Source organism: Bradyrhizobium sp. F1.13.3, from assembly GCF_040548265.1.
Classification (GTDB): Bacteria; Pseudomonadota; Alphaproteobacteria; order Rhizobiales; family Xanthobacteraceae; genus Bradyrhizobium.
The window spans coordinates 470130-485701 of sequence record NZ_JBEPRI010000004.1 but is presented as its reverse complement, the minus strand read 5'-3'; the positions used below and the strand labels follow the sequence as shown (position 1 = coordinate 485701).

The window sequence follows — 15572 nt, the reverse complement described above, 5'->3', positions numbered from 1 at the left end:
GCCATCCCTCTACGTTGTGCGAAACGTAGCTCACCAAAGTGCCGTGTTGAATGAGCGTTTTTGATCAGCGACGGCGCAAAAATGAGTCGGCTTGATCTGCTTTAGCCCGTACCTCTATCGCGCTCGCAACCTCGTCGGACTGTTCTTCAACAGGATCAAGCACTGCCGTCGGGTGGCGACGCGCTACGACAGGCTTGCAGGAAACTACCTTGCCGTCGTCCAACTTGCATCTATCCGGCTATAGCTGGCCGCGCGTTATGAGTCCGCGCCCTAGGTCTCACCAAATGCCTGCAGACTGGCACAAACTGCACATCACAGCCGTCCAATCTTCGAGTACCGTTTGCAACCTTAGCGATATCAAGGGGAAGCGCTCTGCGGATGGCAGAGCGCACGCGGCATGATTTGCCGCGTACTCGAAAACGTGCGTGCGAAGGAAAGAGATGTTGACGCAATGCAGCGTCTTCCTCTCCCCCGAGCACCAAAAAAAGAGGGGGACTCAATGCGTCCAGTGGGCCGGGCAAAGAGCTATCGTCGAAGTCTGCCAGAGTTGGCGCAGTAGCATCGAGTGGAATGCGAGTATCGGAGCTTCCACCATGTTGCGAGCGGATCTGGATCACTGCGAGTGGTTGCCGGATGATTTGAAGACCGGCGAGATGGTCTTCATTCCCGGCGGAACCTTTCGCATGGGATCCGACCATCATTATCCCGAGGAAACGCCGAGCCATCGCGTCGCTGTCGACGGCTTCTGGATTGACCGCACGCCCGTGACCAACCGGCAGTTCAAGCAGTTCGTCAACGCAACCGGCCATGTCACCGAGGCGCAGATCGTTCCCAATCCGAAGGACTATCCAAGCGCGCTGGCAGAGTTGCTCTACGCGGGATCGCTGGTGTTCTCACCGCTGCCGCGCATCACCGATCTGACCGACTGGAGCCAGTGGTGGACTTTCCTGCGCGGCGCCAACTGGCGCCATCCCTATGGCCCCGGCAGCAACATCAAGGACCTCGACGACCATCCCGTCGTTCACGTCTCCTTTAGCGATGCGGCAGCGTATGCCCGCTGGGCCGGCAAGGACTTGCCGACGGAGGCGGAATGGGAGTTCGCGGCGCGTGGCGGCCTCGAGGCGGAGGAATACGCCTGGGGCGATGCGCTGATGCCGGGCGGCAAGCACATGGCCAATGTCTGGCAGGGCAACTTCCCCGTCCAGAATCTCGGCGAGGATGGGTACGAACGTACCTCGCCGGTCATGGCCTTCCCGCCGAACGGCTACGGTCTCTACGACATGATCGGCAATGTCTGGGAGTGGACCTCCGACTGGTGGTCGTCAAAGCACGCCGCCGAGGCTGCAAAACCCTGCTGCATTCCCAAGAATCCCCGCGGCGGCGGTGAGCACACGAGTTACGACCCTCGCCTCCCCGGCATCCAGATTCCGCGCAAGGTCCTCAAGGGCGGCTCGCACCTCTGCGCGCCGAACTATTGCCGCCGATATCGTCCGGCCGCGCGGCACGCCGAGCCGGTCGATACCTCGACCAGTCATGTCGGATTCCGGTGTGTGGCGCGGATGCCGTCAGTAACCGAACGCCAACAAGAAGGACGTGCTGCAATCTAGCGAGTGCCGCCGGCGGACGCCGGCGACAGCACTGCGCGCCGCGCTTCGGACTATTTCGATACCCAACTTTATCTATCGGCGATCGGATAGACGTCTTCAGCATTTTTCGACAAGGCAGGCCGGTTACAGGCAAGAGCCCGCCCCATTTCCCCGGTAAGAGTCGCCTCATCGCTTTCGCGACGCGCGCGCCGTCGCTCCTGAAACGCTCGCGCTCGCAACGTGCCGAGGAGACATGCCATGAAGATCGTCGTGATCGGCGGGACGGGATTGATCGGATCCAAGCTCGTAGCGAGACTCAAGCAGCAAGGCCACGACGCCGTCGCGGCTTCGCCGAAATCAGGCGTGAACGCCGTGACCGGGGAAGGCCTCGCCGCTGTGCTGGCGGGTGCGGATGTCGTCGTCGACGTTGCCAACGCGCCGTCCTCGGAGCCTGCCGCCGTGCTCGAATTCTTCGAGCGTTCGAGCAAGAACCTCGCTGCGACTGAGGCGGCTGCAGCCGTGAAGCATCATGTGGTCCTCTCGATCGTCGGAACCGAGCGCTCGCCCGATAACTCCTATTTTCGCGCCAAGCTGGCACAGGAGACCATCGTCAAGGCATCTCCGGTCCCTTACTCGATCGTCCGCGCCACCCAGTTCTTCGAATTCCTCAGCGCCATCGGCGATATGGGCGCGGCCGACGACCGGATCGTCGTTCCCACGGCATTGTTTCAGCCGATCGCAGCCGAGGACGTGGCTGATCGCCTCGCAGAGGTTGCGATGGGCCAGCCGCTCAATGGCACGATCGATATCGCAGGGCCTGAGAAGGCGCCCTTCAATGAATTCATCGAACGGCGCCTCAAGGCATCCGGCGACGCCCGACCGGTGGTGGGAGACCCAAAGGCGCCGTACTACGGCGCTCCCATCGACGACACATCGCTGAGGCCTCTCGGCGAGGCGCGGCTTGGCAAAACGCCGCTCGCTACATGGCTCGCGAGACTTTGAGGAGACTTCCATGCGCAGATTGCTGATCGCAACCGCTGTTTATGCCGCATCATTCCTGACGGTCCATGCCGCCGAGACGGCGGCACCCACAGCCAAGGTGACGGTCGTGTTCGACCAGGCGCTGCCCAACGTCCCAGGCAAGAGCATGAAGGGCGTGCTGGTCGAGTACGGCCCAGGAGGCTCCTCTCCGGCCCACATCCACGCGCCCTCGGCTTTCATCTACGCCACCGTCCTGGAAGGAGCGATCCGCAGCCAAGTGAATGACGGCCCCGCCAAGGTCTTTCATGAGGGAGAGAATTTTTCCGAACGACCTGGCGACCGTCATGCCGTCAGCGCCAATGCCAGCGACACCCAGCCCGCGAAGCTGCTTGCCGTGTTCGTGGTGGATACAGCCGACAAGGAACTGACGACGCCTCTCGCGAAGTAGCGCCAGGTCAGCAGACGGCGATGCTGGAACGGGACGCTGGCGTCAACCCGCGCTCGCCACGAACGCGACCGGCGTACCTTTCGAGACACTGGCTGCCACCCGTTCAGCGTCCCAGTTGGTGAGACGCACGCAGCCGTGGGATTCCGCTTTGGAGATCTTCTTCGGCGAAGGCGTGCCGTGAATGCCGTAGCCCTCGGCGGACAGGTTGATCCACATCGTGCCGACCGGATTGTTCGGACCGGGCTGGATGGTGAAGGGCTTGCGCGAACGGACGTCCCTGAAGTGGTAATCGGGGTTGTAGCGATAGTGCGGATTGCGGCTGATTTCCGTGACCTTCAGGGTGCCCGAGGGCGATGGCTTCTCTTCGCTTCCTACCGTCGCAGGATAAAAGCCGATCAGCGCATTCGACTTGTCGAACAGCTTCAACGTCTGTCGGCTCTTGTCGATCTCGACCCTGTCGGCTTTGGCAGGCGCAGCGCCTCCACTCGCGGTATCCACGATGACGATGGTGTCGCCGGCACGATCGAAGCGGCGCCCGGGGTTGAGCGCTGCCAAGAGCTCCTCGCTCATGTGAAATTTCTCGGCCAATCCTTCGCGCGGACTCGTGAATCCAAGCTTCGGAATTCCTTTCATCTCCTCCATGCTCGACGGAAGCCTGCTCAGGAAAGGGCCCGCCACGTCCTGCTGGGCAATCGTGTAGGTCGCCGTTGCCGGCCGGTCGTCCGCCAGCAACGCCTTCCAGATGTCTTCCGAGAGAGCCTCCGAACTCGGCAATTGCTGCGCTTCCGCATAGGCGCGCAGCGCCTTCCTGGCGTTCTCTCCGAACTTGCCGTCGATCTCGCCGGGCGAGAAACGCGCCCTGTCCAGGAGGACCTGCAGCCGGACGCCGGCCGGCGTCGGCTTCTCGTTCGAGAGAATCTTGTTGGTTGGCTGGGCGGAATTGATGGCGGCGGCGTCCATCGCCGCGGCGAACGCTGGCGGCGCCGTCAGAGCGAAGACCAGAAAGATGCAAATCTGCCCCGCTTTTCCGAGCGACATCGCCGGGTCCTTTCACGTTTCCGACGGTTCAGTGATGAATTCCCGAGCCACGGCGGCAGACAATTTGCGGTACTGATCTTCGTACTGCCTCGCCATTCGGCTCGCGGAAAAGCGCTCCTCGAACCGGGAGCGCACCTTCCTTCGATCCAGCTTGCCCAATTCGCCGACTGCCCTGACGGCCTGCTCCTCGTTCTCGACGATGAAGCCTGTCAATCCGTGCTCGACGACTTCAGGGACGGAGCCGGAGCGATAGGCGATTACCGGGGTTCCGCATGCCATGGCTTCGATCATGACCAGCCCAAACGGCTCCGGCCAGTCGATCGGGAACAACAGCGCAGCGGCTTCGGCAAGGAAGGGCTGTTTCTTCGCGTCATCGACTTCACCAACAAGCTGGATGTTCTTGCCGTCGATGTTGGGCTCGATGTGCTTCCTGAAGTAGGCTGTCTCGGCGCGAGGGACCTTCGCGGCGATGCGGAGGGGCATCTGGACCGCGCGTGCGATGCGAATGGCGTCCTCCGGACCCTTGTCTGCGGTGAGACGTCCGAGAAACGCCAAATAGGACCCCTGTTCGTAGGACGGCCGAAACAGGTCGGACGGCAGCCCGTGCTGGATTGTTCCGATCCATTTCGCATCCGGAAGCGGCAGGCGCTGATGATCGGAAATCGACACGAAGCATGCTTCAGGAAATTGCCTGGCTACGTCCGGTAGCCCAGGCAAGTCGAGGCGCCCGTGCATGGTCGTAAGGAACGGCACGCCGAGACGACTGAGCAACGGCAACGACAGCCAGTCGACATGCGCGTGGATCACGTCGAACTCCTTCGCACGCCTTGCAATCGCCTCCATCAGCATCGCGCTCGCGGCCGTCGGGTCCGCCCCCGTCCGCCCGAGACGCAGCGCGCGTGGCCAAACCGGATGAAGCGCACCATTCGTCCTGGAATCGCCGCTCGCAAACAGCGTGACCTCGTGGCCGAGCTCGACCAGTCCATCCACCAGCCAGGCCACTACCCGCTCAGTGCCGCCGTAAAGCTTCGGAGGGACGCTTTCGGCGAGGGGAGCAAGCTGAGCGATGCGCATGAGAGGCTACCCGTTAAACCGCCGCACGCACGATCAGAATGATCGCGGCGGACAGAAGGTTCGAAATCGCGAGCAGCGTCCAATTCGGCCTGGCACTTGCAGCCGCGACCCGGCAGACGACCCCTTCCATGAGCCTCAACATTCGTCGTCAGGAAGCCGATCGAGGTAGGCAATCCCGAATTGCGTGAGTTCTTCGGCATCGCTCCCGCGCGCTTTCCATCTCCCTTGCAGATGACGCTCAAGCAGACAGCGACGACTATCCGCGGCATCGACGTGGCGATGCCGGGCGCGGTAAACGGACCAAGCAATATCCACCGCCGTTCGTAGCGGGTCGTCGTCGACCATGTTCCAACTCCGAGATGGAGACGTTCATGCGACGGCAACTCGTTACGAGGACGGAAGTTTCCACTTTTTCCCGGAAAGTCCGAAACTGCGCGGCCACCGCAGACACAAGCAGGCGCCCACCTCCCCGTCGGAGAAATCAGGCGACGCGACGCACGGCCATCTCCGCGGCGAGCAACACCGCGGCGCGGCTGGCACCGACTGATGCAATGCCTTGGCCGGCGATGTCGTAGGCAGTGCCGTGGGCGGGCGTGCAGATCGGGAACGGAAAGCCGCCGAGCAACGTTACGCCGCGATCAAAACCCATCAGCTTCATCGCGATCTGGCCTTGGTCGTGATACATGGTCAGCACCGCATCGAAGGTCCCACCCTTGGCGCGCAGGAACACGGTGTCGGCGGGAAACGGTCCCTCCACGACGATGCCATCGCGCTGGCCGGCTGCGACTACCGGCGCAATAACATCGATCTCCTCGCGGCCGAAATTTCCGCCGTCGCCGGCATGCGGGTTGAGACCGGCGACCGCGATGCGCGGCCGGGCGAAGCCGGCATTGCGCATGCAGGCATCAGTCAGCTTGAGCGCGCGATGAATACGTTCGCCGGACAACAGCGCGGCGACGTCCTTGAGCGGGATGTGGGACGTCACGCGGGCGTTCCAGAGCCGGTCCAGCACATTGAATTCGCTTGCGGGAGTTTTGAGTCCGACCACTTCCGCCGAGAACGCGATCTCGTCGTCATACTCGGCGCGAGCCAGCCGCATCGCCTGCTTGTTGAACGGCGTAAAGCAGACGGCATCGACCCGGCTGTCACGGCCGAGTTCGAGCGCGTGCTTGTAGTTGGCAAGCGCGAACCTGCCGCCGGCTAGGCTCGCAATGCCCTGCCTGATGTCGCCGGGATCGAGGTGGCCGAGATCGACGAACAGCGTCTCGCCCACCGCCTCGCGCAGATCGGCCCCCTGCTCCACCATTGTCAGCTCCGGCTTGACGCCGGCAATGCGCGCGCCTTCGTCGAAGATGCGGCGGTCGCCGATCACGACGATCCGGCTGCGGGCGCGGATGTCGTCCTGCACGACCAGCTTTGCGGTCAGCTCCGGACTGACGCCGGCAGGATCTCCCATTGCCAATGCAATGAGGGGCTTTGCGGTCATATGGTCACCTTCTCTCGAGCGGTCTCTTGGGCCGTTGTCTCGGTCGCGGCAGATGCGGGTTTGCGCCAGAGACGCGGCAGCTGCAGCACGAGCGGAAGCAGCAACAGCGCGATGCCGGCCAGGATCAGGCACGTCACCAGCTTGTTGGCGAAGAAGATTCCGAGCGATCCCTTGGACATTAGCATCGACTGCCGGAACGCGTCCTCGGCCTTGTCGCCGATGACGATCGCGAGCACGAGCGGCGCCAGCGGATAGAACAGCTTCTTGAAGAGATAGCCGACGATGCCGAAGCCGAGCATCATGACGACGTCGAGATAGGAGTTCGACACCGAATAGGCGCCGACGACGCAGATGATCACGATCAGGGGTGCGATGATCACGAAGGGAATCCGCATCAGTGCCGCGAACACCGGGACGGTCAACAGCACCAGCACGACGGCGACGATGTTGCCGACATACATCGAGGCGATCAGGCCCCAGACAAAGTCCTTCTGGTCGACGAACAGCATCGGTCCGGGATTGAGACCCCAGATCATCAGCCCGCCCATCATGACGGCCGCGGTGGCCGAACCGGGAATGCCGAGCGAGAGCATGGGCAGAAGCGCGCTGGTGCCTGCGGCATGATCGGCCGTCTCCGGCGAGATGATGCCTTCGACCTCTCCGGTGCCGAAGTATCGGCCACGGCGCGAGAAGCGTCGGGCGATGCCGTAGCTCATAAAGGACGCCGCTGTCGGGCCGCCCGGCGTGATGCCCATCCAGCATCCGATGGCAGCGCTGCGCAGCAGCGCAACACTGTGCCGCGGCAGGCGGCCGATCGCGCGAAACACCTCGCGCCACTCGATCTTCGACGAGACCGCGCGGGCATGAAACTCCTCTTCGACGGCCACGAGCAGCTCGCCGATGCCGAACAGGCCCATCACCGCGACGACGAAGTTGACGCCCTTGACCAGCTCGTCGACACCCATCGTGAGGCGCACGCTGCCGGAGACGGTGTCGATGCCGATAGCCGCGATCGCAAAGCCGATCGCCAGCGCGACGATGGTCTTGATCGGCGCCGACCCGCCCATGCCGACGAAGCTGGCGAAGGCCAGGAAATAGACCGCAAAATATTCCGCCGGCCCGAAGGCGAGTGCGACCTGCGCCACCCATGATGCGAGGAAGGTGATCAGGATGACGCCGATCAGCGCGCCGAACGCCGCCGAGCCGAAGGCGGTGGCGAGCGCCGTCGTCGGCCGTCCGTCGCGGGCCATCGGATAGCCGTCGAAGGTGGTGGCGACAGACGACGGCTCGCCCGGAATGTTGAACAGGATCGAGGTCACGGACCCCCCGAACAACGCGCCCCAATACATGCTGGAGAGCAGGATGATGGCAGAGACCGGCTGCATGCCGAAGGTCAGCGGCAGCAGCAGCGACACCCCGTTCGGAGCACCCAGCCCAGGCAGCACGCCGACGAGAATGCCGAGCAGCACGCCGATCACCATCAGCGCCAGATGCGGCAGCGTGATCGCGATGCTGAAGCCGTGAAGGAGTTCCCCAAGATTGTCCATCGGCCTCTCCGTCAGAAGCCGAATGCCGCGGCGAGCGCGCCGTGCGGCAAGCTCACCTGGAACATGCGCTCGAACACGACATAGAGCGCGAGCGCTGTCGCCGCCGCCATGCCAAGCGCGCGCGGCACGGATTGTCGTCTGGGGATCGCCAGCACCGCGAAGATGTACAAGGCTGAGGCGACGTACATCCCGGCCAGCGGGATCGCAGCCACGAAAATCGCGGCCGGCACGAACAGGCCGGCAAGCCGGCGCAGCTCGATCGGCGTGATGGCAATTGGGACGCTGGCGAGCGTCGCGGCCGGCACGACACCTCGAACCAGGTTGTAGAGGCTCCCGAGTACGATGATGATCCCGGTCAGGAACGGAAACGTCCCGGCCTCCACACCCGCGCTCGACCAGCCGATACCGTTATCGAGGCTGGAGACGACGACGGTCACACCGAAGCTGCCGGTGAGGACGGCGGTCGCAAATTCGAGAGCGCGGCGCGATATCATGGCGGGACACCTTTGAAGGCAGGGCTATCGCATGTGACAGCGGAGAAGCTGCCGCACGCGCTCGGCCTGCATGGTTTGAGACGCCCGCTTTGGCGGGCTCCTCACCATGAGGATCTGATTTCTCGCCGCAACACGGGACGTCATCCTGAGGACCCGCCGCAGGCGGGCGTCTCGAAGGATGGCCGCAAATCCCTTGGCCGCCGCGTTTTTCGTCATATGCGCTTGCCCTGCCTTGAGGACCTCGCCTCACTTGACCAACCAGCCCTGCTCGCCCGCGACCTGCTTGACGTGCTCGAGGTCCTCCTTGATGAACTTGTCGAACTCGGCGCCGGTCAGGAAGGTGTCGACCTGGGAGGTCTTCTCGATGTAGTCCTTCCAGTCCGGGGTCGCCTGCACCTTCTTCATCAGGTCGACATAGAACGCGGCCTGGTCCGGCGTGACCTTGCCGGGGAGCCACACTGTCCGCGGCTGCTCATACTGCTTGATGTCGAGGCCCTGCTCGACGCAGGTCGGAACGTCGCCCCAGCCTTCGGTCGCGGTGACTTTGGCGCCCTGCGGCAGCCGCTTCGGGCTGAAAACGCAAAGCGGCCGTTGCGTTCCACCGCGCCATTGCCCGAGACTCTCGCTGGGATTGTTGACGTGGGAGTCGAGGTGTCCGCCGGCCAGCTGCACGGCGGTCTCAGCGCCGCTCTTGAAAGGGATGTAGGTCAGCTTGATGTGGCCGGCCTTCTCGATCATGCGGGTCAGCACCTCGTCGGTGTCCTTTGACTGCGCGCCGCCCATCTTGAATTCGCCTGATGCTGCGGCCTTCAGGTAGTCGCCCGCCGTCTTGTAGGGCGCGTCCTGCTTGACCCAGAGCAGGAACTCGTCCTGCGCCATCGCCGCGATCGCAGTGAGATCGGTGTAGTTGAAGGCAACCTTGGAGACGAGCGGCTGCTGCCAGGCATTCGACGTGCCGAAGATCACCTTGTAGGGATCGCCGGCGGATGCCTTGCCGTAGACATAGCCTTCCGCGCCGCTGCCGCCGCCCTTGTTGACGACGACGATCGGTTGCTCCACCAGCTTGTGCTTGATGATGATGTTCTGCACGGCGCGCGCGAGATTGTCGGTGCCGCCGCCGGGCCCGGCGGTCGCCACGAACTCGATCGGCTTTTGCGGCTGCCAGGCGCTGAGCGCCGGCATCGTACCGGCGAGCACGGTTGCGGCGGCGGAGAGCAGAAGTGTTGACGTCCGACCCATGATTTCCTCCAGCTGATTTTTTGTCTCTTGTTGTTTTCGACGTCCGGTCAGGCGACGCGTTCCTCGCGTCTTCCTGATGCCAGGACGATTGCGCCTTCTTGTTCGAGCGCTTCGATCTGCTTCTGGTCGAACCCGTGCTCGACCAGCACCTCGCTTGTATGCTCACCGTAGACCGGGGCGCCCGTGCGGACTTTGCCTGGGGTCTCCGAAAACTTGACCGGCAAGCCGATCGTCTTCACGGGACCGAGCGTGGAATGCTCGACCTCGACGACCATCTCGCGCGCCAGCGTCTGCGGATCGCGAAGCGCCTCCAGCATGTCGTGCACGGGTCCGCACGGCACGCCCTTCTCGTCTAGTGCCGCCAGCCAGTGCGCCCGCGTGCGGGTGCGGAAGCGCGCGCTCAGGACGGCTTCGAGCTCCTTCAGATTGGCCATGCGGTCGGCGCCGTTGATGAAACGCGGATCGGCAGCGAGCTCGCTCGCGCCCAGGGCCTCCAGCATCAACAGCCAGTGCTTCTTGTTGGCGCCGCCGACCACCAGCCAGCCGTCCGAGGCCTCGAAGGCCTGATAGGGTGCGTTGAGCGGATGGGCCGAGCCCATGGCGCGCGGTGCGGTACCCGCAGCCAGCGCGATGGTCGACTGCCAGTAGGTCTGCACTAGCGCGGCCTCATAGAGCGAGGTCTCGACCCACTGCCCTTCGCCGGTCTTGAGACGGTGCGTGTAGGCCGCGAGGATGCCCATGCTCGCCAGCAGGCCGGCGGTGATGTCGGACAGCGGCGGGCCGCATTTCACGGGCGGACCATCGGGACGTTCGCCGGTAAAGCTCATGATGCCGCTCATGGCCTGGGCGACCAGATCGAAGCCGCGGCGGTGCTTGTAGGGTCCGGTGCGGCCGAAGCCCGACAGCGAGCAATAGATCAGCGTTGGATGCTGCTTGTGCAGGTCTTCGTAGCCGAAGCCGAGGCGCTCCATGGCGCCCGGCGCAAAGTTCTCGACCAGCACATCCGCGCCCGCGATCAGCCGCCGCAACACTTGCTTGCCGCCATCGGTCTTCAGATCGAGCACGATGCCGCGCTTGTTGCGGTTCATCATCAGGAACGAGGCCGCCTCGTCGCCAATCTTCGGCGGCACCGAATGGCGGGTGTCGTCACCGTTCGGCGATTTCTCGATCTTGATCACGTCGGCGCCCATGTCGGCCAGCATCAAGGTGCAGGTCGGCCCCGCCATGACATGGGTGAGATCGATGACCTTGAGGCCGGCGAGCGGCCCCGAATGGCGCGAGGTTGATTGCGAGCGATCGCTTTGCATCGGGCGTCCTATTGGCCGCGCCATTGCGGCGCGCGCTTGGTGAGGAAAGCATCGAGCCCTTCGCGAAAATCCTGGCTCGTGTAGCACATCAGGATGAGGTCTTCGCCCTCGTCCGCCGTCAGCGGCCTTTGCAGGCGCGCCACTGCCTGCTTGGTCGCATTCAGCGTCAGCGGCGCGTGGCTGGCGAGCAATCGGGCAACCTCGTCCGCGCGCCTGTCGAGCGCGGCGAGATCCTCGACGACCTCGCCGAGCAGCCCGACACTGGCAGCCTCCGTCGCGTCGACGAGGCGCGCGGTGAAGATCAGATCCTTGACGCGGGCGGCGCCGATCAGCGCGGTGAGACGACTGACATTGGACATCGACAGGCAATTGCCGAGCGTGCGGGCAATGGGAAAGCCGATTTTCGCGCTTTGGGTACCAATGCGGAGGTCGCAGGCCGCGGCGATGCCCGCGCCGCCGCCGGTGCAGAACCCGTTGATCGCCGCGATCGTCGGCACGCGGCACTGCTCGAGCGTGGTCAGGACCCGATCGATGCGGCTCTCGTAGTCGATCGCGTCCTGCGGCGACTTGAAATCGCGGAACTGGTTGATGTCGGTGCCCGCGGCAAACGCCTTGTCGCCGGCCCCGCGCAGCACCAGCACCTTGATCGCGTGATCGTGGTTGATCTCCTCGCAGATCGCAGCGAGCCGCTCGTACATCGCGAAGGTGAAGGCGTTGCGGGCCTGCGGGCGGTTGAAGGTGATCCGCCCGATACCGTCCTGGCGCTCGAAAACGAGGTCTTCCGCCCCCACCTGCTGGTCCATTTCCTCATGTCCTTCTGTTTTTTACATTTTTGAATGCAAAATTACCGGTTTACAAGATGGAACTTGCAATCTTTCACGTATAGCTCCATTTTTGCATTCAAATGGACTTCAGACCCATGCTCCATGAGGAAGTCGTCGGCCGCATCCGGGCCATCCTGCTCGACGGCGAAATCCCGCCGGGCGCGCGGATTCCCGAGCGCGAGCTGTGCGAGCGGCTTCAGATATCGCGCACGCCGCTACGCGAGGCGCTCAAGGTGCTCGCCGCCGAAGGGCTCGTGCAGCTCCTGCCCCACCGCGGCTCGCGCGCGGCGAAACTGACCGACAAGGACATGCGCGACCTGTTCGAGGTCTGCCAGGGCCTCGAGGCGCTCGCCGGCGAGCTCGCCTGCGAACGCATCACCGATGCCGAGATCGACGCGATCGCCGCGGTGCACGCGAACATGGTGCGGCACTATCGCGAGCGCGATCTGATCCAGTACTATCGCGGCAACCGCGCCATTCACGAAGCCATCGTCGCTGCGGCCGGAAACCCGGTGCTGGCGGGGCTGTATACGTCCGTGACTGCGCGCATCCGCCGCGCGCGTTATGTCACGCCGATGACGCCCGAGCGATGGGCGGTCGCCGTGCAGGAGCACGATGCCATCCTGAACGCACTGCAGAGGCGGGACGGCGTCGGCCTCGCCCATATCCTGCGCGCGCATCTGCGCCATAAGCGCGAAGAGGTTTTGCAGGCAGGCTTTGCCGAAACGGAGCGCACTGACTTGGTGCCGAGGATTGCGTGAGACGGCATTCGCGACGAAGAAACTTGCGGTCCCGCTACAACGCGCAGTCAAGAGACACAATCGCGACACAATCATTGACTGCATTCGGCCGTACGATCCGATCGTGCTGACGCGAGGCGATCGGCGCAGGCCGAATGTAACGCGCAAACAATTGCGCAAAACAAAAGACAAAAGCGGAGGAAACGCATGACAATCGATGTCTCACGTCGGTCCTTGTTGGCCCTTGGGGCCGGCCTTGGAGCCAGCGCAATGCTCGGCAGCAGCGCGATGGCGCGCGCTCCCAAGCTCGGCACCCAGACGCCCTACTGGCACCGCTTCGTTCTCGGCGATGCCGAAGTCACCATCGTCTCCGACGGACCGCTTCCGCTCGGCGATCCCTCCGGCACCTTCACCGGCGTTCCCAAGGAAGAGGTGAAGAAGATGCTGGCAGACAATTTCCTGTCGCCGGACAATGTCGTGCTCGAACAGAACTCGCCGATCGTCAACACCGGCGACAAGCTGATCCTGTTCGATACGGGCATGGGCAGCTCGAAGATGTTCGGCGCTACCACTGGGCGGCAACAGAAGAGCATGACCGAGGCCGGCATCAAGCCCGGGGACATCGATGCGGTGGTCTGTTCGCATGCCCATATCGACCACATCGGGGGCATCGTGGACGACGGCGGCAAGCCGCTGTTTCCGAACGCGCAGATCTACATCTCGCAGACCGATTTCGACTTCTGGACCGACGAAGGCAAGCTCGGCAGCGACGCCAAGGATTTCGTCGTTCACGCCCGCAAGAACCTGCTGCCGGTGCGCGACCGCATCGTGTTCTTCAAGGACGGCCAGGAATTCCTGCCAGGCGTGCAGGCGATCGCGGCGCCCGGCCATACCGTCGGCCATACCATCTTCATGGTCTCGTCCGCCGGCAAGTCCTTCGCCTTCATGGGCGACCTCTCGCACCATTCGGTGCTGCTGCTGGAGCGGCCGCGAATGGAATTCTCCTACGACACCGATCCGAAGCAGGCGGCCGAGTCACGCGTCAAGCTGCTGACCATGCTCGCCGCAAACAAGGTGCCGGTGATGTCGTATCACTTCGCCTGGCCGGGCTATGGCCATGTCGCCAAGGCCGGCGAAGGCTTCCATTATTATCCCGAACCGATGCAGATGACTTTGTAGGTCGTCAAAGTCCGGGCAGCGCCTGCCGCCCGGACTTTTTGCTTCCCGTCCCAATGCGCCCACTTCGCCTTTTGGTATCTAAGATTCCGATTTAATCAGCCGATATTATTCGTTTGTCAAAATCGCCCTCCTGCGTAGCTTAGGCAACGCGGCTATCGCCCGCAGCCCGAACGGCCGCCACCAAGAATGGCGAAGCGCGAGGAGGATGAAGATGACGACGACGCTCGACGCATCGGGACTGCCTGCACGCTCGCTACTGCGGTTCCTCGATCGAGAGCATACGATCGCAAGGCCGGGCTATAGCCGATGGATGGTGCCGCCCGCGGCGCTTTGCGTGCACCTCTGTATCGGGCAGGCCTACGCCTTCAGCGTCTTCAACCTGCCGATGACCAAGCTGATCGGCGTCACGCAATCGGCGCCCGGCGACTGGAAACTGACCGAGCTCGGCTGGATCTTTTCCATTGCGATGGTGTTCCTCGGACTGTCGGCCGCGGTGTTCGGACGCTGGGTCGAGGAAGGCGGCCCGCGGCGCGCGATGTTCACCGCCGGCGTCGCCTGGGCGAGCGCGTTCCTGATCTCGGCACTCGGCGTCTATCTCCACAATCTCTGGATCATCTATCTCGGCTACGGCGTCGTCGGCGGCTGTGCACTTGGCATCGGCTACATCTCGCCGGTTTCGACGCTGATGAAGTGGTTCCCTGACCGGCCAGGCATGGCGACGGGCATGGCGATCATGGGCTTTGGCGGCGGCGCACTGATCGCCTCCCCCTTCTCGGTCTGGCTGATGAGCAAGTTCGCCAGCGCGACCGACGTCGGCGTGCTCGGCGCCTTCATCACGCTCGGCTGCGTCTATTTCGTCTTCATGATGGTCGGCTCCGCAATCGTGCGCGTGCCTGCGCCGGGCTGGAAGCCGGAAGGTTACGTGCCGCCTACAACCGCGACCAAGCTGATGACCAAGAACGACGTGTTCGTCTACCAGGCGATCAAGACGCCGCAGTTCTGGCTGATCTGGATCGTGCTGTTCTGCAACACCACGGCCGGCATCGGCGTGCTCGGCCAGGCCTCGGCGATGAGCCAGGAGATGTTCCCGGGACAAATCACCGCGGTCGCGGCCGCGGGTCTCGTCGGCCTGATGAGCCTGTTCAACATGGGCGGACGCTTCAGCTGGGCTTCGTTGTCCGACTTCATCGGACGCAAGAACACCTATTTCGTCTACATGGTGCTCGGCTTCGCGCTTTACGTCACGGTGCCCTATGCCGGCGCGAGCGGCAATGTCGTGCTGTTCGTGCTGTGCTTCCTGATCATCGTCAGCATGTATGGCGGCGGATTTTCCACGGTGCCAGCCTATCTGCGCGACATGTTCGGCACCCGCTACGTCGGAGCCATCCACGGCATCCTGCTCACGGCCTGGTCGATGGCCGGCATCGCCGGGCCGGTGCTGATCAACTACATCCGCGAATACAACGTCACCCACGGCGTGCCGAAGGCGCAGGCCTACAACACCACCATGTACATCATGGCCGGACTGCTCGTGGTCGGCTTCCTCGCCAACCTCTGCGTCCGTGCCGTCGACAAGCGCCATCACATGAAAGACGACAACGCAGGTCTCGAGCCCGCGCGCGCTTGAGC

General features: G+C 63.5%; 15 protein-coding genes and 1 pseudogene. 7 read left to right on the top strand and 9 right to left on the bottom strand.

Annotated elements, in window-relative coordinates; translation table 11 throughout:
• Window positions 1-97: 97 nt before the first annotated feature.
• The 4 genes and pseudogenes from ABIB66_RS14680 to ABIB66_RS14665 all read left to right on the top strand — a co-directional run.
• A pseudogene (locus ABIB66_RS14680) lies at window positions 98-244 on the top strand (IS5/IS1182 family transposase); the annotation flags it as partial.
• A gap of 349 nt (window positions 245-593) precedes the next feature.
• Window positions 594-1607, top strand: coding sequence for a formylglycine-generating enzyme family protein (locus ABIB66_RS14675; RefSeq protein ID WP_354203618.1), 1014 nt, complete (start codon window positions 594-596; stop codon window positions 1605-1607).
• 237 nt (window positions 1608-1844) lie between these two features.
• Window positions 1845-2588 (top strand): SDR family oxidoreductase, encoded by a 744-nt coding sequence (locus ABIB66_RS14670; RefSeq protein WP_354254961.1) that lies wholly within the window; start codon window positions 1845-1847, stop codon window positions 2586-2588.
• Window positions 2589-2598: 10 nt separating this feature from the next.
• The gene (locus ABIB66_RS14665) at window positions 2599-3015 is read left to right on the top strand and encodes a cupin domain-containing protein (RefSeq protein ID WP_354254960.1); all 417 of its coding nucleotides are present in this window, start codon (window positions 2599-2601) and stop codon (window positions 3013-3015) included.
• Window positions 3016-3057: 42 nt separating this feature from the next.
• Here the strand turns inward: ABIB66_RS14665 and ABIB66_RS14660 are convergent, their stop codons facing one another.
• The 9 genes from ABIB66_RS14660 to ABIB66_RS14620 form a co-directional block, all read right to left on the bottom strand.
• Complete coding sequence (locus tag ABIB66_RS14660) at window positions 3058-4053, bottom strand: L,D-transpeptidase family protein (protein WP_354203624.1); 996 nt, start codon at window positions 4051-4053, stop codon at window positions 3058-3060.
• Between the two features lie 12 nt (window positions 4054-4065).
• Complete coding sequence (locus ABIB66_RS14655) at window positions 4066-5127, bottom strand: glycosyltransferase family 4 protein (protein WP_275171976.1); 1062 nt, start codon at window positions 5125-5127, stop codon at window positions 4066-4068.
• Between the two features lie 135 nt (window positions 5128-5262).
• Window positions 5263-5472 (bottom strand): hypothetical protein, encoded by a 210-nt coding sequence (locus ABIB66_RS14650; protein ID WP_275171975.1) that lies wholly within the window; start codon window positions 5470-5472, stop codon window positions 5263-5265.
• 136 nt (window positions 5473-5608) lie between these two features.
• Window positions 5609-6613 (bottom strand): 4-hydroxythreonine-4-phosphate dehydrogenase PdxA, encoded by a 1005-nt coding sequence (locus tag ABIB66_RS14645; protein ID WP_354203627.1) that lies wholly within the window; start codon window positions 6611-6613, stop codon window positions 5609-5611.
• Entirely contained in the window at window positions 6610-8160 is a 1551-nt protein-coding gene (locus ABIB66_RS14640; protein ID WP_354054729.1) for a tripartite tricarboxylate transporter permease, read from the bottom strand. Before ABIB66_RS14640 ends, ABIB66_RS14645 begins: the two co-directional genes overlap by 4 nt.
• Window positions 8161-8171: 11 nt before the next feature.
• Window positions 8172-8654, bottom strand: a complete 483-nt coding sequence (locus tag ABIB66_RS14635; protein WP_354203630.1) for a tripartite tricarboxylate transporter TctB family protein — start codon at window positions 8652-8654, stop codon at window positions 8172-8174.
• A 246-nt stretch (window positions 8655-8900) separates the two neighbouring features.
• Window positions 8901-9893 (bottom strand): Bug family tripartite tricarboxylate transporter substrate binding protein, encoded by a 993-nt coding sequence (locus tag ABIB66_RS14630; RefSeq protein WP_354203632.1) that lies wholly within the window; start codon window positions 9891-9893, stop codon window positions 8901-8903.
• A gap of 47 nt (window positions 9894-9940) precedes the next feature.
• Window positions 9941-11200, bottom strand: coding sequence for a CaiB/BaiF CoA transferase family protein (locus ABIB66_RS14625; RefSeq protein ID WP_354203634.1), 1260 nt, complete (start codon window positions 11198-11200; stop codon window positions 9941-9943).
• 8 nt (window positions 11201-11208) lie between these two features.
• Window positions 11209-12003 (bottom strand): enoyl-CoA hydratase/isomerase family protein, encoded by a 795-nt coding sequence (locus ABIB66_RS14620; protein WP_354203636.1) that lies wholly within the window; start codon window positions 12001-12003, stop codon window positions 11209-11211.
• 116 nt (window positions 12004-12119) lie between these two features.
• Between ABIB66_RS14620 and ABIB66_RS14615 the strand changes: the two genes are divergently transcribed.
• From ABIB66_RS14615 to ABIB66_RS14605, 3 genes are all read left to right on the top strand, one after another.
• Window positions 12120-12785, top strand: coding sequence for a GntR family transcriptional regulator (locus ABIB66_RS14615; RefSeq protein ID WP_354203638.1), 666 nt, complete (start codon window positions 12120-12122; stop codon window positions 12783-12785).
• Window positions 12786-12971: 186 nt separating this feature from the next.
• Window positions 12972-13943, top strand: coding sequence for an MBL fold metallo-hydrolase (locus ABIB66_RS14610; RefSeq protein WP_275171967.1), 972 nt, complete (start codon window positions 12972-12974; stop codon window positions 13941-13943).
• A 211-nt stretch (window positions 13944-14154) separates the two neighbouring features.
• A complete protein-coding gene (locus tag ABIB66_RS14605) occupies window positions 14155-15570 on the top strand; it encodes an L-lactate MFS transporter (protein ID WP_354203640.1) in 1416 nt (471 codons plus the stop codon).
• Window positions 15571-15572 lie beyond the last annotated feature (2 nt).